15 protein-coding genes and 1 tRNA gene are annotated in these 21,937 nt (G+C 72.7%); 3 read left to right on the top strand and 13 right to left on the bottom strand.

The features are described 5' to 3' along the window. Positions 1–73: 73 nt before the first annotated feature. Positions 74–2,314 carry an MMPL family transporter gene (locus tag ACIQPT_RS08000; protein WP_401153722.1) on the bottom strand — a complete coding sequence of 747 codons (2,241 nt, stop codon included), beginning with the start codon at positions 2,312–2,314 and terminating at the stop codon, positions 74–76. A 277-nt stretch (positions 2,315–2,591) separates the two neighbouring features. On the opposite strand from ACIQPT_RS08000, the gene ACIQPT_RS07995 reads away from it, so the two are divergent. Continuing rightward, positions 2,592–3,374, top strand: coding sequence for a TetR/AcrR family transcriptional regulator (locus ACIQPT_RS07995; protein ID WP_401153719.1), 783 nt, complete (start codon positions 2,592–2,594; stop codon positions 3,372–3,374). A 60-nt stretch (positions 3,375–3,434) separates the two neighbouring features. On the opposite strand, the gene ACIQPT_RS07990 is transcribed toward ACIQPT_RS07995, so the two are convergent. Further along, the gene (locus ACIQPT_RS07990) at positions 3,435–4,370 is read right to left on the bottom strand and encodes a helix-turn-helix domain-containing protein (protein ID WP_401153716.1); all 936 of its coding nucleotides are present in this window, start codon (positions 4,368–4,370) and stop codon (positions 3,435–3,437) included. Positions 4,371–4,507: 137 nt separating this feature from the next. Here ACIQPT_RS07990 and ACIQPT_RS07985 point away from each other — a divergent pair, with 137 nt between their 5' ends. Next, positions 4,508–5,557, top strand: a complete 1,050-nt coding sequence (locus tag ACIQPT_RS07985) for a saccharopine dehydrogenase family protein (RefSeq protein ID WP_401153713.1) — start codon at positions 4,508–4,510, stop codon at positions 5,555–5,557. A 116-nt stretch (positions 5,558–5,673) separates the two neighbouring features. Here the strand turns inward: ACIQPT_RS07985 and ACIQPT_RS07980 are convergent. The 10 genes from ACIQPT_RS07980 to ACIQPT_RS07935 form a co-directional block, all read right to left on the bottom strand. After that, positions 5,674–5,746 (bottom strand) — tRNA-Arg (locus tag ACIQPT_RS07980). Positions 5,747–5,849: 103 nt separating this feature from the next. Further along, a complete protein-coding gene (locus ACIQPT_RS07975) occupies positions 5,850–7,100 on the bottom strand; it encodes an acetyl-CoA carboxylase biotin carboxylase subunit family protein (protein WP_401153711.1) in 1,251 nt (416 codons plus the stop codon). Between the two features lie 56 nt (positions 7,101–7,156). Beyond that, positions 7,157–8,467, bottom strand: a complete 1,311-nt coding sequence (locus ACIQPT_RS07970; RefSeq protein ID WP_401153709.1) for an MFS transporter — start codon at positions 8,465–8,467, stop codon at positions 7,157–7,159. Next, positions 8,460–9,206 carry a thioesterase II family protein gene (locus ACIQPT_RS07965; protein WP_401153708.1) on the bottom strand — a complete coding sequence of 249 codons (747 nt, stop codon included), beginning with the start codon at positions 9,204–9,206 and terminating at the stop codon, positions 8,460–8,462. Before ACIQPT_RS07965 ends, ACIQPT_RS07970 begins: the two co-directional genes overlap by 8 nt. Further along, complete coding sequence (locus tag ACIQPT_RS07960) at positions 9,203–12,256, bottom strand: type I polyketide synthase (protein ID WP_401153706.1); 3,054 nt, start codon at positions 12,254–12,256, stop codon at positions 9,203–9,205. Before ACIQPT_RS07960 ends, ACIQPT_RS07965 begins: the two co-directional genes overlap by 4 nt. Then, positions 12,256–14,283: a non-ribosomal peptide synthetase gene (locus ACIQPT_RS07955; protein ID WP_401153705.1), complete on the bottom strand. Its 2,028-nt coding sequence runs from the start codon at positions 14,281–14,283 to the stop codon at positions 12,256–12,258. The genes ACIQPT_RS07960 and ACIQPT_RS07955 overlap by 1 nt, the downstream gene beginning before the upstream one ends. Positions 14,284–14,324: 41 nt before the next feature. Continuing rightward, positions 14,325–14,897 (bottom strand): hypothetical protein, encoded by a 573-nt coding sequence (locus ACIQPT_RS07950; protein WP_401153704.1) that lies wholly within the window; start codon positions 14,895–14,897, stop codon positions 14,325–14,327. Positions 14,898–14,955: 58 nt separating this feature from the next. Beyond that, positions 14,956–16,233, bottom strand: coding sequence for an MFS transporter (locus tag ACIQPT_RS07945; RefSeq protein ID WP_401153702.1), 1,278 nt, complete (start codon positions 16,231–16,233; stop codon positions 14,956–14,958). Further along, a complete protein-coding gene (locus ACIQPT_RS07940; RefSeq protein WP_401153700.1) occupies positions 16,224–18,848 on the bottom strand; it encodes an ATP-grasp domain-containing protein in 2,625 nt (874 codons plus the stop codon). The genes ACIQPT_RS07945 and ACIQPT_RS07940 overlap by 10 nt, the downstream gene beginning before the upstream one ends. Before the next feature lie 11 nt (positions 18,849–18,859). Further along, on the bottom strand, positions 18,860–19,087 hold the full coding sequence (locus ACIQPT_RS07935; protein WP_401153698.1) for a hypothetical protein: 228 nt from the start codon (positions 19,085–19,087) through the stop codon (positions 18,860–18,862). Positions 19,088–19,379: 292 nt separating this feature from the next. On the opposite strand from ACIQPT_RS07935, the gene ACIQPT_RS07930 reads away from it, so the two are divergent. Continuing rightward, positions 19,380–20,600: a helix-turn-helix domain-containing protein gene (locus tag ACIQPT_RS07930; protein WP_401153697.1), complete on the top strand. Its 1,221-nt coding sequence runs from the start codon at positions 19,380–19,382 to the stop codon at positions 20,598–20,600. Here the strand turns inward: ACIQPT_RS07930 and ACIQPT_RS07925 are convergent. After that, the gene (locus tag ACIQPT_RS07925; RefSeq protein WP_401153695.1) at positions 20,597–21,805 is read right to left on the bottom strand and encodes an MFS transporter; all 1,209 of its coding nucleotides are present in this window, start codon (positions 21,803–21,805) and stop codon (positions 20,597–20,599) included. The two genes, ACIQPT_RS07930 and ACIQPT_RS07925, sit on opposite strands and share 4 nt — an antisense overlap. Positions 21,806–21,937 lie beyond the last annotated feature (132 nt).

Raw genomic sequence — 21,937 nt, 5'->3', positions numbered from 1 at the left:
GAGGCCCGAGCCCGTGCGCCCGCGCCCACCGAACCGGTGGGGGCGGGCGCACGGGTTCGGGTCTCCGTACGGCTCAGACCCTGGTCGGGTCCTTCACCCGTGACGGATCCGGATCCACGGCGTCGGCCGCCGGCGCGACCCCGGGGCCGCCTTCGCTGAGCCCGAACCGGTCGTGGAACCTGCGCAGGGGCCCGGGCGCGTACCAGGCCGAGCGGCCGAGCAGACGCATCGCGGCGGGGACGAGCACCCCGCGTACGGCGATGGCATCGATGAGGATGGCCAGCCCGCTGCCCAGGCCGAACATCTGCATGAAGCTGATCTCGGCCGTACCGAAGGCGAAGAAGCTCACCGCGAGCAGGAGCGCCGCCGCGCTGACGATGCGCCCGGTGCGGCCGAGGCCGTTGGTGACGGCGGACTCGTTGTCCTCGCCGAGATCGTGGAGTTCCTTGATCCGGCTGGTGACGAACACCTCGTAATCCATCGAGAGACCGAAGGCGATGCAGAACATCAGGACGGTCATCGACATCTCCATGGGCTGCGCGGTGAAGCCGAGCAGCGAGGAGAGGTTGCCGTCCTGGAAGATCCAGGTCATCACGCCGAGGGTCGCCGCCAGGCTGACGATGTTGAGGACCAGGGCCCGCAGCGGCTGCACGACGCTGCCGGTGAAGAGGAAGAGCAGGACGAACGTGGTGAGGGCGATCAGGCCCAGGGCGAGGGGAAGCCGGTCGCCGATGGAGGTCCTGGAGTCGATCAACTGGGCATCGGTGCCGCCCACCAGAGGACTCGCCCCGGCGGGCGGGTCGGCCGCCCGCACCTCCTTCACCAGGCTCTGGGCGGCGTCGGACTTCGGTTCCAGAGCGCTCACCACGGTGATCTGCTGCGCGTCCGGCCGGCCGAGGGCGGGGTTGCCGGGGCCGGCCGCGGTGGGCTCTCCGCCGGCGTAACTTCCGGAGCTGGTCTCGACGCGTACGACACCGTCGAGCCCGGACAGTCCGACCGCGTACGACGCCAACGGGGCCCGGGCCACCGGCTGGTCGATGACGACGTGGACGGCCGATTCCTCGCTGCCGTCGAAGTCCTCCCGCAGCGCCGTCGCGACCTGGCGGCTCTCGGCGCCCTCGGGCAGCACGCGCTCGTCCGGTGTGCCGAAGGTGATGCCGAGCAGCGGGCTCGCCGCGAGCAGCAGCACGGCGAGCGCGGGCAGCGCGGTGATCGCGGGCCGCCGCATGACGGTGCGGGCCAGCCGCCCCCACAGGGGCGTCCGCCCATCGACGCGCCGCCGCCCCGCCCACGGGAGCCGGCCGCTGTTGACGCGGTGCCCCAGGACGACGAACAGGGCCGGCATCACGAACAGGGTGCTGACGGCGGCGACGGCGACGACACCGACTCCGGCGAATCCGAACGAGCGGAGGAAGTACTGGGGGAACACCAGGAGCGACCCGAGGGCCGCCGCCACGGTCGCGGCGGAGAACGCGACGGTGCGGCCCGCGGTGCTCACCGTGCGCCGGACGGCGTCGTCCACGCTCGCCCCCGCCGACAACTGCTCCCGGAAGCGGCTGACCATCAACAGGGCGTAGTCGATGCCGAGTCCGAGGCCCAGGGCGGTGGTGAGGTTGGTCGCGGTGTTGGCGACATCGGTGACGCTGCCGAGCAGGGAGAGCTGGGCGAACGAGCCGAGGATGGCGATGACGGCGATGGCCAGCGGCAACAGGGCCGAGACCACGCTGCCGAAGACGAACAGGAGCAGGATCAGGGTGAGCGGTATCGCGATGGCCTCGGCCAGGATCAGATCGTCGACCACCTGCTTCGACAGATCGCTGCCCACGGCCGCGCCGCCCCCGGCCCGGACCGTGAGGGAGCCGTCCCGCGTTCCGGCGTAGGCGTCGATGATCTGCTGGGCGTTCTCCTGCTGCCGCGTCTCGTCGCCGGTCACATGGGCGAGCACCATGGCTTCCCGGCCGTCCTCGGAGCGGAGGTCGGGGCTGCCGGTGTCCCAGTACGAGACGACGTTGGTGAGCCCCTTCTCCTCCTTGAGGTCGGCGACCAGGCGTTGCCCGTTCTGCCGTACGGCGGGGGAGTCGACGGCCCCGTCGGCGGCTCGGACCAGCAGCACCAGGTTCGTCTCGCCCCCGAACTTCTCGTCGATGACCACGGCGGCCCGGGAGGACGGGGAGGACGGATCGTCGAAGCCCCCGCCGAGCAACTTGCCGAACGCGCCCGCGCCCACCACGCCCATGAGGACCACGGCCAGGGCGGCCACGACGAGTACCGACCGGGCACGGCGAATCGCCAGTTCGGCCAAGCGTTCAAACACGCCAGAACTCCTTTGCGTCCAACAGTGAGAACGACGTGTGTCTGCCCGGTGCACAGGGGAGCCGGCGCAGTGCCCCGCAGAGCCCTTCTCCCCGTCGGGGAGGGGCGCGGTGTCGCATGCTTCGTCGCCGTGAACGACGTTAGTGAGGCGGCGGATTGTTGAGCAGTGCGAGATTTATCTGACACCGTCAAGTTTTCCGGTCGGGCGGTCGTCGATGCCTCCCCCGGCACGGCCGGTGCCTCCTCGGCGCTGCCGGGTCCGTCGTAGGCTCGGCCGCATGCCCGCAGACGAACACGCGCCGCCCGTGCCGCCCGTGCCGCCCGTGCCTTCGCTGCGCCAGCGGCGCCGGGCCGTCGCCACCCAGGAGATCGTGGACGCCGCCGAGCGCCACATCACCGAACACGGCCCGGCGGCCCTGTCCTTGCGCGCGGTAGCCCGCAGCCTCGGCATGAGCGTGCAGGCGCTCTACCACTACTTCCCGGACCGGGACGCCCTCGTCACGGTGCTCATAGCCAAGGCGTACGAGGACCTCGCCACCGCCGTACAGACCGCCGCCGACACCACCCCGCCGGACCCGGCCGTGCCACGCTTCGTGATCGCGGCCGAGGGCTACCGCCGGTGGGCGATCTCCCACCCCGAGCGGTTCCAACTCCTGTACGGGACACCGCTGCGGAGCTACGCGGCACCCGTCGAGGGCCCGACCACCCGCGCGGTGCGGCAGATGAGCATGGTCTTCCAGCGCGTACTGTTCGGCGACTTCACCCCGGAGCAACTGGCCGCGGCGGACACCCGCACACTTTCGCCCGCGTTCCGCGCCCGTCTGGAACACCGGCCGGCGGACGACCTGGCGACCCTGCCGCCCCCGGCGACCGCGCTCTTCTTCAGCGCCTGGGGCCACATGCACGGCCTCGTCGTCCTGGAGGTGTTCGGGCACACGGCGTTCCTCGGCGACCACCAGGCCGAGATCTTCCACATGGCGATGTGCGACCTGCTGACGGACATCCACCGGCGTATCCCGGCCGTTCGGATCCCTTCCTCTCAGGAGAGGCGTCAGGAGTAGTTGGCCGGCGTGTGCTGATCAGGGTTCGGGTGGCTGCGCCGCCGGCCGGTAGGGCCGGGCTCAGGGGCGGAAGGTGCGGCGGTAGGAGTCGGGTGGGACCCCTACGCTGCGGTGGAAGTGGCGGCGCAGGGTGGTGGCGGTGCCCATGCCGGTGGTCGTGGCGATGGTGTCGACGGTGGCGTCGGTGGTTTCCAGGAGTTCCTGGGCGCGGCGGATGCGCTGGGTGTGGAGCCACTGCAGTGGTGTGGTGCCGGTGAGGTGTTTGAACTGGCGGGCAAGGTGGCGTGAGCTCATGCGGGCCTGGCGGGCCAGGTCCTCCACGGACAGCGGTTGGTCCAGTCGCTCCAGCGCCCAGGGGAAGAGGTCACGCAGGGGGTGGTTGCCGGGCTCCGGCAGGGGGGTGGCGATGAACTGGGCCTGGCCGCCGTCGCGGTGGGGCGGGATGACCAGACGGCGGGCGATCTTGTTGGCGTTGGCCGAACCGTGGTCGAGGCGGACCAGGTGCAGGCACAGGTCCATGGCGGCGGCCTTGCCCGCGGAGGTGAGGACGTCACCGTTGTCGACGTAGAGGACGTCCGGATCGACGGTGGCCGCCGGGTGGCGCCGGGCCAGTTCCCGCGTGTGCGCCCAGTGTGTGGTGGCTCGCCGGTCGTCGAGCAGTCCTGCGGCTCCAAGGACGAAGGCGCCCGTGCACAGTGAGGCCACGCGGGCACCGGCCTCGTGGGCGGAACGCACCGCGTCGACCAGTTCGGCGGGCGGTTCGCGATCGGTGTCGGCCCAGCCCGGGACGATCACCGTGTCCGCGTGCGCGAGGTGGTCGAGTCCGTGGTCCGGATCGATGCGGAAGCGGTCGATGCGGACCGGGCCGCTTCCGCAGAGGGAGAAGTCGTACCAGGGGTTCACGATGTGGGTCAGGTCGGCCCCGAAGATCTCGACGGCCACGGACAGCTCGTAGTGAAGCATGCCGTCCGTCATCGCCAGCGCGACTTTATGCATGTCCGAAACTGTACGCACCATGGCGTTTCCGACGCTCGTGCGGGGTGCTGCCCAGAGGACAGGATTCAGGTGTCGGACCGCGGCGGATCGAGATCGCGGCGGGTGTTCGGCGCCTTCGTAGTGCAGGGGAGAGTCTCATGGGTTCGGAACAGCAGTCGGGTCAACTGGTGGCGGTGTTCGGCGCGTACGGTCACACCGGGCGGTTCGTTGTCGCGGAGCTGGCAGCGCGTGGGTTCGTCCCGGTGCTGTCCGGGCGTAACGAGCAGGCCCTGCGGAAGCCGGCCGACGAGCACGGACTCGAGGCCCGGGTGGCGACGGTCGAGGACCCGGCCTCGCTGGACCGGGCCCTGGCGGGGACGGTCGCGGTCATCAACACCGCGGGACCCTTCGCCTCGACCACCGGCCCCGTGATCGAGGCCGCGCTGCGCGCGGGGATCCCGTACCTGGACGTGGCCGCCGAGCTCGAGGCCAACCTCGACACGTTCGCCCACTACCGGGACCGAGCCCGGGAAGCAGGCGCGGTCATCGTCCCGGCCATGGCCTTCTTCGGCGGTCTCGGCGATCTGCTCGCCACCGCGGCGATGGGCGACTGGACCGAAGCCGACGAGGCCCACATCGCCTACGCGCTCAGCAACTGGCACCCCACCGCCGGCACCCGGCTCTCGGGCGCGGTCTCCCGCGAGCGGCGCGGCGAGGTCCGGCTGCGCTACAAGGGCGGACAGTGGGAGCGCCGCACCGACGACGCGCCCACCCTTCAGTGGACCTTCCCCCATCCGATGGGAGTCCGGGAAGTGATCGGAGAGTTCACGATGGCGGACGTCGTCACCGTCCCCCAGCACCTGTCGATCCCCGACGTGATCACCTACATGAACGCCGAGGCGGTCCGCGACGTCGCCGCCCCGCACACGCCGGCCCCCACCGCCGCCGACAGGCGCGGGCGCTCGGACCAGACCTTCCTCGTCGACGTCGTCGTACGCTCCGGCGGAGTCGAACGCCGGGCCACGGCCAGTGGCCAGGACATCTACGCCGTCACCGCGCCTCTCGTCGTAGAGGCCCTCGAACGTGTCCTGACCGGCCGTACCAAGACCGTCGGCGTCGCCTCCGCCGGTGAGATCTTTGACGCACCGAACTTCCTGCACGCACTCGCCCCGCACATCTCGCTCGACTCCCACCCACGCCATACCTGACTGCGACGCTCCACGACGCAGGATCTTTGTCCCCTGCTGGCCCCGGGCAAGGCAAATCGCCCCCTCGGAAGACCTCTCCGAGGGGGCGAAATATGCTCTGACCTGTGCAAACACTGTGCCCCCGGCAGGATTCGAACCTGCGACACCCGCTTTAGGAGAGCGGTGCTCTATCCCCTGAGCTACGAAGGCCGGAATGTGTCGGAGGCCCCGTCGCGAGGACTGGGCCGCCGCCGACATTGTAGCGGGTGAGGCGGCGGCCGGTCCTCGGGCCGGCGGCAGCGTCTCCGGCCCGTCAGACTGTCCCGGGTTCGTCCGACGAGACGGTGAACAGGAACGAGAGGCCGTTCACCGTCGAGCGGGCCTTCTCCAGGGCCTGGGCCGCGGTGGGGGCCGAGGACCTGGCGCGGGCGATGCGGGCGAAGGAGCCGTGGCCCGTCAGTTCCGAGCCCGGGGTGAGGAGCACCGCGATGTCCGGGTTGCGGTTGACCGCCTCGGCGTCCGCGGGGCCGATGAACGTGCCGTGCGCCTTCGGGGCGGTGTACCAGATCGCCTCGCAGCGGGGCTCGCGGTCCGACTCCAGGATGGCCCGGATGTCCGGGAGGACCTTCTCGCCGAATGTCTGGCGGGTCTGGAAGTCGAGCATGTCCACGCCGACGGCGTCCTTGACCAGATTGAAGATGTCGTCGCCGCCCACCCGCAGGTGCGTCTCGATGATCCTCGGGCCCTCGTCGGTCAGCACGATCTCCGTGTGCGTCGGACCGAACTCCACTCCCAGGGCCTCCAGGACGCGGGAGACATGGGCTCCGATCGCTTCCTGGTCCGCGGGGTCCAGCGGGGCCGGCAGGACGTGGCCGAGCTCCACCATGTTCTCCGGATCCGAGTACTTCCGGGTGACGGCGACGATCACGTGCTCGCCGGTCTCCGAGAACGCCTCCACGCTGTACTGCGGCCCTTCGTGGTACTGCTCCGCCAGGACGCCGAGCCGGGTGATCCCCGGGAAGTCGCCGGTCGCCCTGCGGTACGCCTCCGCGGCCTCCTGCGGTGAGTGGACCAGGGTGACGCCGAAGCTCGCCGTGCCCGCCGTCGGCTTCACGATGAAGGGGTATCCAGCGCTCTCGCCGAAGGCCACCAGGTCCGCCTCACCATAGGCCCTGCCGGCCGCCGTCTCCTCGACGCCCGTCGCCCGCAGCCGCTCGCGCATCGCGTGCTTGTCCTGCACCAGGGACACGGTCTCGGGCAGGTGTGTCGCGACACCGAGCGCGGCTCCGACGGCGGCGGCGCGGTCCTGGTCGTGCTCCCAGAACGTCGTGATCCGGGTCACCGGCTCCAGGGCGTGCACCGCCCGAGCCAGGGCCAGGACCTCGTCCATCGGGGCGTCCTGGCGTACGGCGACGACCCGCTGGTAGTTGCCGGACTCCGTGATCCGGGCCAGGTGCTCGGGGCGGCAGACCACCGAGATCCGCGCCGACTCGTCCAGGGCGCGCAGACGGGCGGCGAAGTCGAGCTTGGGGCCGATCGCGAACATCAGGAAGTGGTCCGACATGGCGGGTGCCTGCCTTTCAGAGGGAGATGGGGAGGAGATGGAGAGGGGAGCGTGCTTCAGGAGGGGACCGCGGCACCGCTCGGTGTGCCGGTGCGCTGGGACGTCGGCGTTTCCGCGGTGTGCCCGCCCGTCGCTGTGGGCGGCCTCGTGGCGTACGGCCTTGCCGCCAGCGAGAACGCCGCCGTCGCCGCCGCGAACAGCAGGGCGACGACCAGCCAGCCGACGGTCCCCGCGGACAGCACGAACGCCGTCATCATGAAGGGGCCCACGATCAGCTGCGCGCTCATGCCCATGCCGAACAGGGACAGGTACTGCGGTCGCGATTCCGGGTGGGCCATCTCGTACGACAGCTCCCAAGCGGCCACCGCGTGCAGGTTCTCGCCGACCGTCAGCGCCACCACCGCCAGGCCGACCGCCACCAGGGCGACGGCCATGCTCCGGCCGTCCGCCGCCGCGAACAGCACGCAGCTCAGGACCAGCGGCAGACAGGCCAGCCGCAACAGGCGCAGCGATCTGGTGACGCCCTGCGCGAAGCGGGCGACGTACACCTGGAGCACCACGGTCAGCACGGTGTTGACGGCGAGGACCACCGAACTCGCCCCGCCGGGCAGGCCGGCCTGCTGGGTGATCCACAGGGGTACGAGGATGAACAGGATCGAATCGTGCAGGAGGAGTACGGAGTTGGCGAGCGCCGCCGTGAGGAACCTGCGGTCCCGGTAGGGGGAGCGGCCGCCCCGGCGCACGACACCGGAGGGGGGCGGTGCCGTCTTCCGGGGCGGGGCGGGGCGCACGGTCGTGGAGCGGCCCGCCTTGCCGATCAGCAGAGCCACCGCCACGAACGCCGCGCCGTTGAAGCCGAAGAGCGCCATGAACGCGGGGCGGGAGCCGGATGCCTGGACGACGGCCGCGAGCAGGAAGCCCGCGGTCATGCCGATGTTGCTCACCGCGCGCAGCGACGCCATGGTCCGGGTGCGGCGGTCCGCCGGTTCGAGTTCGCCCACGATCACCTGGAGCAACGGCATCGCCGCGCGGGTGGCCGCCGTGATGAGACAGGTGACGACGAAGTAGCCGGCGTAGCCGTCCACGAAGGCGTACGCCACGAAGCCGACGGCCCGGACCAGCGTCAGGCCCACATAGACCGGGAGGGAGCCGATCCGGCCCGCCAGGGCGCCGGTCGGCGCCGGGCTGAGCAGCCCGAGCACGTTGGCGACCGTGAGCGCGCCGCCCACCGCCACCGCCGGAATGCCGACGATGCCGACGAAGTAGAGCGTGGCGGCGGCGAGGAACATGCCGACCGCGACCGCCTCCACCGCCGATCCGGCCGCGATGATCCGGCCGTTCCTGGATGCCGGGAGCAGATCAGCCAACACGGTGCACCCCCGGGTGCGAGAAGGCCTCTTCGACCAGCCGGAACGGCGGACGAGGCGTCAGGTAGAAGTGGTCCCCGGGCACGGTGTGGTGCGTGAACGGGCCTTCGGTCGCCGCCGCCCACGCTGCCGCCTCCCGCGGGCCCACCTGGGGATCCGCGTCCCCGGCCACGGCGGTGACCGGGCAGGTCAGCGGTGCCCCGGGGCGGTGGACGTACGCGTCGAACATCCGGAAGTCCCCGCAGACGTACGGGAGGACGAGCTCGCGGAAGTCGGGGTCCGCCAGCAGCTCGGCATCCGTCCCGCCCAGTTCCGTGAGGGCATCCGCGATGGCGTCGTCGTCCATGGCCGCCGCGCCGGGGCCCTCGGGGTGCGCGAGCTGCGGGGCGCGGGCCCCGGACGCGAACAGGTGCGTCACGGGAGTGCCCTCCGCCTGGAGCAGCCGCGCGGTCTCGTAGGCGACCACCGCGCCCATGCTGTGCCCCAGCAGGGCCACGGGCCGGTCCAGCAACGGCCGCAGCGCCCTCGCGATGTCGGCGGCCAGCGCCCGCAGGTCGGTGGGCAGCGGCTCCTCCAGCCGGGCCGCGCGCCCCGGGTAGCGGACGGCGTGCACCTCGTGGCCCGGCAGGCCCTCGGTCCAGTCGCGGAAGAAGGAGGCCGAGCCTCCGGCGTGCGGGAAGCAGATCAGCCGGTCGTTCGCATCGGGGCGCGGGGCTGCGCACTGCAGCCACCTGTTCATCGCCGGTCTCCTGCCGGGACGAGGGAATCCACCAGGGCCGTCTGCCGGGCCAGCGTGGTGGCGGTCATCAGGGCGCGGACCGGGACGCGGACGTCCAGGTCCTCTCCCAGCCGCCTGGCGAGTCGGACCACGAGGAGCGAGTCCCCGCCGAGTTCGAAGAAGTCGGAGTCCGCCGACAGATCGGACCAGCCGAGCAGTTCGGTCCACCGGGCGGCCACGGCCTCCGCCGCCGAGGGGGGTGTGCCCGCCGGTGCGGCCGAAGGGGTGCCCGCCGGTGCTGTCCCGGTGGAGAGTGCCGGGGTGGGGGCGGTCCGCCCGTCCGTCGGCGGGTTCCCGGGCGGGGGCGTCCGGTCCGGGGTCCTTCGTACCGCCGCCGGGGCCAGCAGGCGCGGGCCCGCGAACACATGGCCGGGCAGGTGTGCCGGGCGGCCCGGCGCGGTCAGCGCGGCCGGGGACAGCGGCAGGCCCGCCGACCACAGGTCCGCCAGGGCGAGGAGAGATTCCACGGCAGGGCGCTCGGAACGCCCCGCGGCGAGCGGGACCGTGGTCAGCCCGGCCGCCTCCGCCATCCCGCTCAGCGCCTTGCCGGGGCCCGTCTCGATCGCCACGGCGCCGGGGAAGGTATGGGCGAGGTCGGCCAGGCCGGCCGCGAACCGGACGGTGGCGCGGGCCTGTTCGGCGAACGAGCCGGGCTCGACCGTGCTGCCCGCGGGCAGCAGCGCGCCCGTGACGTTGGAGAGGTACGGCAGCGCGGGCCGGCCGATGCGGAGCTTCTGTGCCGACTCGCGCAGCCGGTCGGCGGCCGGGGCGAGCATGGTCGTGTGGAAGGCGTGGCTGGTACGCAGCCGGCGCGCGGTCAGCCCGTCGCCGAGCCAGGCCTCGAAGGCGTCCACGGAGTCCACCGGGCCGGCCAGCACCACGCTCTCGTCGGTGTTCACGGCCGCGAGTTCCAGCCGGTGCCCGTGGGCCGAAAAGGCGAACCGTTCCGCCAGTGCCAGCGCCCGCTCCTCGCTCACCGCCAGGGAGACCATCGCGCCCGGCGGACACTCCTGCATCGACCGGCCCCGTACGGCGACCAGTTCGGCGGCGTCCGCGAGCCCGAGCACACCGGACAGGGCCGCGGCCGTGACCTCGCCCAGGCTGTGCCCGGCGAGCGCCACCGGGGCGGGACCCAGCGCGGTGAGCGCCGTCGCCGCCGCGTACTCGACGCAGAACAGCGCGGGCTGCGCCAGTTCCGTACGGGCCAGTTCGCCGGCCGGGAAGCCCGCAGTGAACAGAGCGGAGCGCAGCCGGGCCACGAGAGCCGGCTCGAAGTGCTCCAGGCACTCCTCCAGCGCCTCGGCGAACCCGGGCAGCGCGTCCCGCAGCGGCAGGGCCATGCCCGGGTACTGGCTGCCCTGGCCGGGGAGCAGGAACACCACGGGCGGCGGCGGTCCGGCCGCCCGCACGGGGGCGGCCCGTAGCCGGTCGGCCAGCTCGCGGTGGGTGCGCCCCGCCACGGCGGTGCGGTACGGGAGACGGGGCCGTCCGGTGGCCAGGGTGTGGGCGATGTCGGTGAGCGGCACGGCGGCCAGGTCTCCGGACAGCCGGTCGGCGAGCCGCTCGACGGTCCGGCCGAGGGCCTCGGGGCTTGCGGCCGAGAGCAGCAGCAGGCGGTCGCCCGCAGGGTCCGGCTCCGCCTCGCCGGTAGGGGGCCGGGCCGGGGGCTGCTCGACGACGACGTGGGCGTTCGTGCCGCCGATGCCGAAGGAGCTGACTCCCGCACGACGCGGGCCGGCCGGGCCGCCGGGCCAATCCTGGCGTCCGGTCGGGATATAGAGCGGTGAACCCGATGGTTCCAGAAGGGGGTTGAGGCTGCGGAAACCGGCCACCGGCGGCACCTGGCCGTCGCGGACGACCAGCAGGGCCTTCATCAGCGATACGAGGCCCGAAGCCGCGTCGAGGTGGCCGATGTTGGCCTTGACCGCGCCGACCGCGATCTGTCCCGGCCCGGCGCCGAGTTCGCCGAGGACGGCCGAGGCCGCCGACCACTCGATGGGGTCGCCGACCCGCGTTCCCGTGGCGTGCGCTTCCAGATAGCCGAGGGAACCGGCGTCGATGCCGGCGGCGCCGAGGGCGGAACGGATGACCGACTCCTGGCCGGTGGCGGACGGGGCCTGGTAACCGGCCTTCGCGGAACCGTCGTTGTTGACGGCTGTGCCGAGGATGACGCCGTAGGCGTCGGCGCCCTCGGTGACCGCGTCCTCGTACGGGCGGAGCACCACGGCCACGACACCCGATCCCGCGAGCGCGCCGTCGGCCTCCGCGTCGAACGGGCGGCACTCGCCCGACGCGGACAGGATGCCGCCCGGCAGGTGCAGGTGTCCCGTCTGCGGGAAGTCGACGGCCGCCGCGACGACCACGGCCTGCTCGCACTCGCCGTTCAGCAGCGCCTGGACGGCGAGATGGACCGCGACGAGGGAGGAGGAGCAGGCGGTCAGCACGCTGAGGGCGGGGCCGGTGAGGCCGAGCCGGTAGGCGATGCGGGTGGCCATGTAGTCGGGCTCATTGGCGCGCAGGGCCTCTTCGACGCCGGCCGCGTCCAGCGTGCCGGACGTGAGCATCGCACGCAGATACGCGCTGCTGCTCGCCGAGGCGTAGACGCCGGTGACCCGGGACTCGGCGGTCGGGTCGCAGCCCGCGTCCTCCAGCGCCGTCCAGGCCGCCTCCAGCATCAACCGGTGCTGGGGGTCCATGAGTTCGGCCTCGCGCGGGCTGATGCCGAACAGCTCGTGGTCGAACCGGTCGGCGTCGTCGAGCAGTCCCCGTACGGGTACGTAGTCCGGGTCGTCGACGACCGGGGCGGCTTCGCCCACGGCCAGCAGGCCCGCCCGGTCGAGGCGGGTGGTCAGGATCTCCCCACGGAGCAGGGCCTGCCACCAGGACGCGATGTCGGGGCTGCCGGGGAAGCGTCCGGCCATGCCGGTGACGGCGATGTCCAGGGAGCGGTCGCGGTCCGGTTCCGTGCCGTCCGGCGCGGGTCCGGCGGGGGTGTGCGGTGACGCGGTCATCAGGCTGCTCCCTGCTCGACGCGGCGGCGGCGGGCGCGGGCGGCGCGTTCCTGGCGGGCCCGCTGCGCGCGGCCGGTGTCCGGGGTTCCGGGGCCTGTGCCCGCCGCGGCGCCTTCCCGGACCAGTTCGGCCTGGGCGGCCACGGTGGTGCGGCGGAACAGCGCGACCACGGATGGCCGCACACCGGCGTGCCGTCCGAGCGCCTCCTGGAGCCGGATGATCAGCAGCGAGTGGCCCCCGAGGTCGAAGAAGTTCACGTCGGAGGGCACCGCGGAGATCTCCAGCACTTCCGCCCACGCGGCCGAGACCTGTGCGACGGGGTCCGCCGCCGCGGTCCGTACCGGGGCCGGCTTCTCGGCCGCCGGGTCCGGGAGTGCCTTCGGGTCCGGGAGTGCCGCGAGCGCGGCCCGGTCCGCCTTGCCGTTGACCGTGAGGGGGAAGGAGTCCAGTGCCCGCAGCCGGGCCGGGACGGCCGCCTCCGGCAGCACCCGCGCCAGGCTCTCGCGTACTCCGGGGAGTGCGTCGGGTGCGTCCGTGAGGACGAACGCGGTCAGCCGGGCGCCCGCCGCGTCCGCCACGGCCACCGCGTCGCGGATGCCGTCGCAGGCGCGCAACGCGGCTTCCACCGCACCGAGTTCCACGCGATGGCCACGGATCTTGACCTGGTTGTCGCGGCGCCCGAGGAACTCCAGCCCGCCGGTTTCGCTCCAGCGCACCATGTCCCCGGTGCGGTACATCCGGGCGGGGGCGCCGTCCGGCGCGGCCTCGGCGAACGGATCCGGGGTGAAGACGCGGGCGGTGGCGTCGGGGCGGTCGAAGTAGCCCCGGGCGACACCGGAGCCGCCGATGTACAGCTCGCCCGTGACGCCGCGCGGCGCCGGACGGCCCGCCTCGTCCAGGACGTACAGGCGGACTCCGGGCACGGGGCCGCCGATGTCGACGGGGCCGGGCTCCTCGAACCGCCGGTAGCTGGACCACACGGTGGCCTCGGTGGGCCCGTACTCGTTGACGAGCGCGGTGCCGGATCCGAAGGCCCGGAAGTGCCGCCGTACCAGGGCCTCGGGCAGCGGCTCGCCGGCCGTGATGACCGTGGTGAGCGAGGCGAGGCGGGCGGGACCGGCCTGCTCGGCGGCCGCGAGGAGCGCGTCGTACAGCGAGGGGACGCCCAGCAGGTGGGTCACGCCGTGCCGTTCGGCGAGGCCGAGCAGGGCCCGGGGGTCGCGGTACTCGTCAGGTCCCGCGACGACCAGCAGACCGCCCGCCGTCAGCGTGCCCCAGAGGCCGGCCACCGAGGAGTCGAAGGCGAGCGGGGAGAGCAGCAGGAAGACCGGCTCGCCGGGGTAGACCTCACGGCGGGCCCGGGTGGACGCGGACAGCTGCCCGTGTTCGACGACGACGCCCTTGGGGGCCCCGGTGGATCCGGAGGTGTAGATGAGGTACGCCGCGTCCTGCCGGCCGACCGGTGCGGACGGCGGGATCTCCCCCCGGCCGCGCACGTCCGCGCCGTCGACGCGCAGCACCTGGGGAGCGTGGTCCGGTACCCGGTGGGCGGTGTCATCGGTCACCAGGACGGCGGCGACCCGGGCGTCGGCGAGTACCGCGGCGATCCGCTCTTGCGGGTTCGCCGGATCGACGGGAACGTAGGCGGCCCCGGCCCGCATCGCGCCGAGCGCGGCGGCGACCATCGCCGTCGAGCGGTCGGCGAGGATGCCGACGCGGTCCCCGGCGGCGATTCCGGCAGCCGCCAGCCGGGCGGCGATCCGCCCGGCCCAGGCGTCGAGTTCGCCCCGGGTCACGCGGTCCTCGCCGCAGACCACGGCGGAGCGGCCGGGGTCGGCCGCGGCGAGCGAGGCCACCTGGGCGGGTACGGCCACGTGGCCGGTCTCCGGCAGCGGGCTGCCGGTTCCCAGGGCGAGCAGAGCCCGCAGGTCGGCGGCGGCGCGGACCTCGTCGGCCCCCTGCCGGAACTCCTCGTTGCGGCCCCCGGCCGGGGGCCGGCCGTGGTCTGCGGCGGACGGCGATGACATCAGAACTCCTTGGGTGACGGTCGGGACGCGGGGCGGCGGGGTCAGTCGGCCAGCGTCATCGTGAGATGGACGCGCTCCGTGCCGCCCGCGTTGTAAGCGGAGTGGTGGCGCAGGGTATTGAGGATGTGGACCCGGCCGTCGGTGGGCACGTGGTACGTGTGACCGCTGCGGAAGAGCAGCCGGCTGTCCTCGTTGGTCGTGATCGACACATGGGCGACCCGGGAGTGGTCGGTGTGCATGTGGTAGATCTCGCCCGGGTTCAGCGTGACCAGGCGCATCCGGCCAGCGCGGAAGGGGAGTTGGCGGTACAGCTCGTAGAAGTAGGTGTCCTTCAGCGCTTCGTTGAAGAACGCGAACTCCCGCTCCTCGAAGTTCTTCTCCCCGGTCCGCTGGTCGAACTGGCCGGTGCCGGCGTCGCGCCACGGGTCCTCCGCTCCGGCGCGGTGGGTCAGACCCAGTCGCCGCAGCCGGTCCTCGGGCTTGCCCGACGGCGCGTCCGGGAGGCGGTCGAGGTACTGCGCGTACGCCGTGACGATCTCGTCGTGGTCGAGCCGGATGCTGTCGACGATCTCGACCAGATCGGTGTCGATGGTGCTGAGGGTGGGCGTGGCCATGGTGATCTCCGAGGTGTGAGAGAGAGGGAGTGCGGATGCGGGCGCGGTGCGTCTGCGGTTACGCGGAGGCGACTTCGTACGTCCTGGTCCGCGGTGACGTACGCACGGCCCAGGCGACGAGCGGGCGGCTGACGAAGCCGACGAGGAGGAACAGTCCGCCCAGCAGGAACCAGCCGGGCCGGCCCAGGCTGAAGGCGAGGAGACCCAGCAGGGCGGGGGCCAGGGCCTCCGCGACGCCGCTGCCGAGCCCGAAGACTCCGGAGTACTGGCCCTGTGCGTGCGGGGCGGCGAGCCCGAAGGAGTACTCCATCGCGGCCGCGGCGTGCCACAGCTCGCCGAGCGTGTAGACGGCCGTCGCGGCGACGAGCAGGGCCGCCGCAGCCCAGGTGGAGACGTCCCCGGCCGCCATCATCAGCAGCAGTCCGGCGCCGACGGCGATACCGGCCCAGCGCATGCGGGTGCCCGCCGAGCCGGGGTCGGAGACGTTCTTGCTGACCGCCACCTGGAGCGTGATGACGAGCACGGTGTTGAGCACCAGCACCCCGGAGACCATCCAGCGGGGAGCGTCGGTGTGCTCGACGATCCACAGCGGCAGGAGGAACGTGGGCACCGCGAAGTGCAGGGACATCAGGCAGTTGAGGACGGTCGCCGCCAGGTAGGGACGGTCCCGCAGAGCCTCCCAGCGGCCGCTCAGCGGTGGTACGGGGATACGCGGCGGGCGGGGGAGCCACAGCAGGGCCACCGCACAGCCCGCGAAGGCCAGGGCCCGTCCGCCGACCAGGCTCAGATAGGCGGGCGCGGTGTCCAGCTGGATGGCAACGCCCGCGCCGAGTGCGCCGAGCGAGATGCCGAGGTTGGTGGAGGCCCGCAGATAGGCACGGAAGCGGGCCGGGTCGTCGCCCCCGAAGGCGCGGATCAGCGGGGCCCGGCTGGATTTGTCGGCGGCGAAGACCACACCGGTGAGGACCGAGATCAGGACGAACGACCAGAAGGCGTCGACCAGCAGGAAGCAGCCCATGAAGACGGTGCCGGCGGACATGACCCCGATCTGGGTCTCCCGGGCGCCCCAGCGGTCGGCGACCCGGCCGCCGAGAATCCCGGCGACCAGGCCGACCATCGCGCCGGCGAACAGCCCGAACGCGACCTGGGACATCGGCAGCTGCACGACCCGGGTGAAGTAGAGGGCGCTGGAGGACATGAACATGCCGCTGCCGAGGGCGTTCACGAAGGTCGCTCCGGCCAGGACGCGCCGGGGGCCCCGGTCCGGGAGGAGGCGGGCGATCGGCCCGGGACGGCCGGCGGGCGCGCCCGCCGGCGGCTTCGAGGTCAGTTCCACAGCGGGTCCCGGAAGTCGGCGTCGGGGCGGGTCTCGCGTCCCCAGGCCCGCAGTTCGCGGCCGGTGACATTCTGCGGGGCGACGATCAGGCGTTCGTCGAACCAGGCGCGTACCTCGTCGAACCGGGCGGCGAGCTCGTCCTCGCTGTCGGCCGACACCAGGACCTGGCCCATCCGGTGGTTGGTGTTGTCGATGTCCCCGAGGAACGTGCCGCCCGCCGGGAACTCCACCCGGGCGAACTCGACCCCGGGCAGGGCCCGTAGTTCGGCGGGCGTGGGGCAGGAGAACAGTGTGCCCGCCCGGCCCTTGAGGTAGGTGGTTCCGAACAGCCCGGGGCGGTGGTCGACCTCCGCGCGGGGTTCCCGGCCGAGCGCGCCGAACAGGGCCACTTCGCCCAGGTGCACGCCGAACTTCGCCTGGACCTGTTCGTGGAGCAGGGCGCCGCCGCGCCGGGCCGCGCACTCGCTGAAGGTGAGGCGGCCGGTCTCCGGGTCGTGGAAGAGCTCCATGTGGAAGACGCCGTCCCGCAGGCCGAGCGCCTCCAGGCAGCGGCGGACCACCGGTTCGGCCCGGTCGTAGGCCCAGCTTTCGGACTTGGGGTCGAAGTGCCGCATCCACAGCGGCGTCTGCTCGTCGATCATGGTGAGGCAGGGGGCGCCGTACCGGCCGACGGCCAGGAAGCGCAGTTCGCCGTCGTGCAGGAAGCCGTCGGCGATCCATTCCTCGCCGCCGACGTACTCCTCCAGGACGAAGGTGCGCTGCGCGGTGCGGTCGTCGCGGTAGCGGCGGCTCAGGGCTGCGAGGGCCTCGGGGCTCTCGACGATGGCGGTCCGCGCGGTCGCCGCGCCGGCCACCGGCTTGAGCACGGCCTTTTCGTACTCCCAGGGGACGTCGGAGACGTCGTGCACGTCGTCGACGACGGTGACGCGGGCAGTGGGGACGCCTGCCTCGGCGACCTTGCGCTTCTGGAGCGACTTGTCCCGGAAATGGACGGCGGTCGCCGGGTCGAGGGCGCGGCAGCCGAGGTGGGCGGCGAGGACGCCCGCCGTCACCAGGCCCCATTCGTCGGAGGTGTGGACGGCGTCGAACCGGTGCTCGCCGAGCCCGGCGCGGTGCAGGGCCATGAGGATGGCCTCCGGGCTGTTCTGGTCGTCGACGAACAGCCGGTCGAGCTCCTCGGGGATCTCGGCGAGTCCGTGGTCGTAACCGCCGGGGCCCTGGACGACGACCGCCGGGATCCCGTGGCGCACGCAGGCCTGCATCACGTACTTGTCGGTGCCCAGCAGCAGCACGCGGGGGCCCGTTTCGGCCACCCGGTAGACCGCGTCCTTGAGGTCCTGGATACGGGTGTGGTCCGCGCGGACCGTCGCGAGGTCGGGGGCGGTCAGGAAGATGCGCAGGGGGCTGGTGAGCAGGTCGGCCGTGGGGCTGATCCGCTTGCCCGCGGTGAGTTTGACGCCGACCAGATGGACGCTGGGCAGGGCCGCGATGCGGTCGACCGCCTCCCGGTCGACGGATTCCACTACGCCGTCGCGGTCCGTACGGGTGCTGTGGACGGCGGCCGCGGCGCGCGGGGAGTAGACGCGGCCCGCGTAGCGGCGTGTGAACTCCTCGGGGTCGGCGTACGCGAGGGCGGTGAGGTCTGCCTGGTTCGTGCCGAGGCACTGGTCGTGGAAGCCGGGGTTCATGTTGCCGTTGAGCCGGGCGCCGATCTCGACGAGCGCCGGGCCCTCGGGGGTCATGATGACCTCGGCGTGGGCGGGGCCCTGGCGGATGCCGAGGGCCTCCAGCACCGTGTCCACGTAGGCGATCAGCTCGGGTACCGGATCGGCGTCCGGCGCGAGCAGCACGTCGAGGTCGTAGATGTTCCTGCCGCCGGGGAGGATCTGCTTCTCGTACTCCCAGACCCCGCAGACGTACCGCTCACCGTCGACGCTGACGGTGTCGACGATGTACTCGGTGCCGTGCAGGAACGACTGGAGGAGTGCTTCGGTGTTGGGCCGGCCGAAGATGTCCGTGGAGCCGGTCACGGAGCGGGCCGCGGCCAGCACCTCGGCCCGGTCGTGGCAGCGGTAGACGTGGTCCGTGGAGGCCGAACTGAGCGGCTTGACGACGACGGGGTACGAGCCGGCCCGCTCGGCCCGGTCGGCGAGAGCCTGCGGATCGTCGCTCTTGTACTGGTCGGCGCAGCGCACCCCGGCACGGCGCAGTGCCTCGATCATCTCGTACTTGTCCCGGCGGGCGGTGGACAGCGCGGTGCCGTTGCCGGCCAGTCCGAGGCGTTCGCCCAGTGCGTCGGCGAGCGGGACCCCGGGCTCCTGACCGGCCAGGACAGCCACCGGAGCGAGAGCGGCGAGGGCGTCGGCGGTCTGCTCGAAGGCGTCGGGCGGACAGCTGAAGCCCGCCCGGTAGGCGTCGAGGTCCGGCTGGAGCATCGTCGTCATGGGTTCGGCGGTGCTGTGGACGTGCACCACGTCGATGCCGAGGCGGGCGAAGGCCGGGGGCAGGAAGGTACCGGTCGAGTACCCGTCGACGATCACTGCGGTCCTGCCCGCGGGAGCGGGGGGCGAGTCGGAAGCCATCGGGTCCATCACTCTCTGTGCGGGGTCGGGCATGGGGCGTTCGGTCAGGCGGTGGGCGGGGCGGGCCAGCCGATGTCGCCGTCCGCGAGGATGCGCGCGTTCGCTCCCGGAGCCGGTGCGGGCCAGCCGATGTCGGTCGCGACGACGGATCCGGCGGGCGAGAGGGGCCGGTCGATGTCCGCCCCCACCCCGGCGGCGACGGCGAACAGGGCCACGAAGGCGAAGGCGCCGGCGGCGACACGGATCCGGGTGACACGCAGGAAGGACTGCACAACTACTCCTAGGCGGAAGCGGAAGAATCTTGCGCGGCGTGCCCTCGGCAGCGCCGCTTGCCGAGGAAACTAGTCGAGCGGTCACTGACTTGGCAAGATATTGCCAGAGTCTTGGCAATTCTGGTCGAGCAGGGGCGTGCACATTCCCCGCCAACTCTGTCCACATCCGGGGCAAGAATTTGCCCAGCCAGCCTGATCCTGGCTAGCCTCGTCCTCAATCACGAACCAAGGCGCGCTTACGGGCGCCCCCCTCCCGCTCCCCCTTCCCAGTGCGACCAATGGGGTTGATCACGTGTTGGAACAGCCTTACTTCGGGCGGCGGCTCAAGCAGCTGCGGAGCGAGCGGGGCCTGTCACAAGCCGCGCTCGCGGGCGACGGCATGTCCACCGGTTATGTCTCCCGGCTGGAGTCCGGAGCGCGGCAGCCGACCGCGCGCGCCGTGCAGCACCTGGCCTCCCGGCTGGGCATCAACGCCGCCGCGTTCGAGGAGGAGGGTCCCGCCGACTCGCTGGCGCAGGCCCTCGCCATCGCGGCTTCCGCCGATTCCGACGAGACCCTCGAAGCGCTGGAACGCGCGCTGCACCCGGCCGAGGGGCAGGATCCTCTGCTGCGCTGGCAGGCCCTCTGGCTGGTGGCGCAGGGGCTGCGGCGGCACAGCGAACACGCCAGGGAGCGGGTCGTCCTGGAGGAGCTCGTCGCGCTGGGTGACGAGCTCGGCCTGCCGGCCCTGCGGGCCCGCGGCTCCACCCAGCTGGCACGCTGCCTGCGCGCGTGCGGCGAGATCGTCCCCGCCGTCGAGGCGGCCACGACGGCCCACGGGCTGGCCCGGGAGCACGAGCTCCCGGTGCCGGACGTGGCGACCAGCCTGCTGGCCCTGGTGTCGGCCGAGGCCGAGGCGGGGCGGCTGGCCGAAGCCCGGGTCCACGCCGACGAGCTGACGGCGCTGAACGTGCCCCGGTCGGAACCGCTGAGGGCGGAAGTTCTGTGGACGGCGGCCGCCGTACGGGTGCGGCAGGGCGATCTCGACTCCGCGCAGAAGCTGCTGGAGGAGGCGCTCGACGGCTTCGCCGGAGCGGAGAACCTGACGCTCTGGACCCGGCTGCGCGTCGCGGCGGCACGGCTGCATCTGCAGAAGTCCCCGCCGGGGCTGGACGCTTCGGAGCGGTACACCGAGCAGGCCGAGACGGGTGTGGCCTTCGTCGGCATTCCCGCGCTGGAGCAGGAGGTGACCTTCAGCAAGGCTGAAATCTCCTTCAAGCGGGGGCGGTTCGCCGATGCCCGCGTCCTGCTGGACCGGGTACGCGCGGCCGATCCGCGCATGACGTACCGCAACCGGGTGAGCCTGGAGATCCTCGACAGCCGCCTGCTGGTCATCGAGGGCCGTGAGCAGGAGGGGGTGGAGCGGATGCGGGCCCTGGCGGAGGAGGCCCAGGCGGCTTCCAGCATCGATCTCGCCGCCGACATCTGGCGGCTGCTGGCCGAGACGCTGGCCGCCTCTCGCGCCAGGCCCTAGCCGAAGCGGCGTCCGCGCGCCAGTGCGACGGCCGCGGGCAGCAGGAAGCCCCCGCAGCCCAGGACCATCCCGGTCCAGCCCCAGCGCGCGTACAGTGCGGCGCCGGTGAGTGAACCCACCGCTCCGCCGGTGAAACTCGCCAGCATGAACAGGGTGTTGAGCCGCGCGCGGACCTTCTCGCCCAGCCGGAACACCCGCACCTGGTTGGCGATCTGCGAGGAACTGCTCCCGTACACCAGCAGGTTGGCGCTGATGACCAGCGCGGTCATGGAGTCGCCGCACACCCCCATGACCAGGAACGCGGCGCTGACGCAGACCAGGGCCACCGTGTTGACGTACCGGGGGCCGCGCCGGTCGCTCAGCCGGCCCGCCGCGTACGAGAGCAGCGCCGCGGGCAGACTGAACAGGCCGAACAGCCCCGCCCACGCCACTCCCCGGTCGAACGGCGGCCCGGCCAGGTGGAAGGCGAGCGTCGCCCAGAAGGCGCTGAAGGCGGCGAAGACGGTCGCTCCCAGGAAGGCGGAGAACCGCAGGCCGGGATGGGCGAGAACCAGCCGGGGCAGCGATCCGATCAGCTGCCGGTACGGCACGGAGCGGTCGTCGCCGTACGCGGGAAGCAGCCGCGGCAGGACGAACACCAGGCCGCCGGTGAGCGCCGCCGCGACCAGATAGGCGGTGCGCCAGTCGCCGCTGAGCCCGGCGACCGTGCCGGAGAGCGTGCGCGAGAGCGTCGAGCCCAGGGTGATGCCGATGCCGATCGCCCCCACGGCGCGCCCGCTGTGGTCGGGCCCGGCCAGGGAGGCGGCCGTCGGTACGAGGATCTGCGGCAGCACGGTCGTGGTGGACAGGGCGATCGTGGCGACGGTGAGGGTGGCCATGTTCGGCGCGGCCGCCGCGGTCAGCAGCCCGGCCGTCGTCAGCAGCAGCAGCGCGGTCGCCAGCCGCCGCAGCCGCGCCACGTCGGCGAGCGGCACCACCAGGGCGATGCCCAGGGCGTACCCGACCTGCGCGGCGGTGGCGATCAGGCCCGCGGCCGGCCCCGGGACGCCCAGTCCCGACGCGATGGCGTCCAGCAGGGGCTGCGGGAAGTAGATGTTGGCGACCGTGAGCGCGCTCGCGCCCGCGAACGCCAGCGCGGCGGGCCGCCCCAGGCCGGAACGGGACGGTGCGCCGGGTGGTGCTGCGGACGGTGCGGCGGAGGTCATGGCCGGTCCTCCCTGGTGGCTGGCACTACCGATGATGCCTAAGACATTGCCATTGATGTCAACGGTGTGGCAATGTTTTGCCAACCCCCGCGAGCCACTCTGGCCGAATCCGGCTGTGGTTGACCCCTGAGC

The organism is Streptomyces sp. NPDC091289, assembly GCF_044757365.1.
GTDB lineage: Bacteria > Actinomycetota > Actinomycetes > Streptomycetales > Streptomycetaceae > Streptomyces.
Note: the sequence above shows the minus strand (reverse complement) of the source record. Positions and strands in the feature narration are given on the sequence as shown.

Coding starts and splice junctions, on each gene's coding strand:
- ACIQPT_RS07995 (WP_401153719.1), top strand. CDS start 2,592: ATGCCCGCAGACGAACACGCGCCGCCCGTGCCGCCCGTGCCGCCCGTG.
- ACIQPT_RS07990 (WP_401153716.1), bottom strand. CDS start 4,370: ATGCATAAAGTCGCGCTGGCGATGACGGACGGCATGCTTCACTACGAG.
- ACIQPT_RS07985 (WP_401153713.1), top strand. CDS start 4,508: ATGGGTTCGGAACAGCAGTCGGGTCAACTGGTGGCGGTGTTCGGCGCG.
- ACIQPT_RS07975 (WP_401153711.1), bottom strand. CDS start 7,100: ATGTCGGACCACTTCCTGATGTTCGCGATCGGCCCCAAGCTCGACTTC.
- ACIQPT_RS07965 (WP_401153708.1), bottom strand. CDS start 9,206: ATGAACAGGTGGCTGCAGTGCGCAGCCCCGCGCCCCGATGCGAACGAC.
- ACIQPT_RS07960 (WP_401153706.1), bottom strand. CDS start 12,256: ATGACCGCGTCACCGCACACCCCCGCCGGACCCGCGCCGGACGGCACG.
- ACIQPT_RS07955 (WP_401153705.1), bottom strand. CDS start 14,283: ATGTCATCGCCGTCCGCCGCAGACCACGGCCGGCCCCCGGCCGGGGGC.
- ACIQPT_RS07950 (WP_401153704.1), bottom strand. CDS start 14,897: ATGGCCACGCCCACCCTCAGCACCATCGACACCGATCTGGTCGAGATC.
- ACIQPT_RS07940 (WP_401153700.1), bottom strand. CDS start 18,848: ATGCCCGACCCCGCACAGAGAGTGATGGACCCGATGGCTTCCGACTCG.
- ACIQPT_RS07925 (WP_401153695.1), bottom strand. CDS start 21,805: ATGACCTCCGCCGCACCGTCCGCAGCACCACCCGGCGCACCGTCCCGT.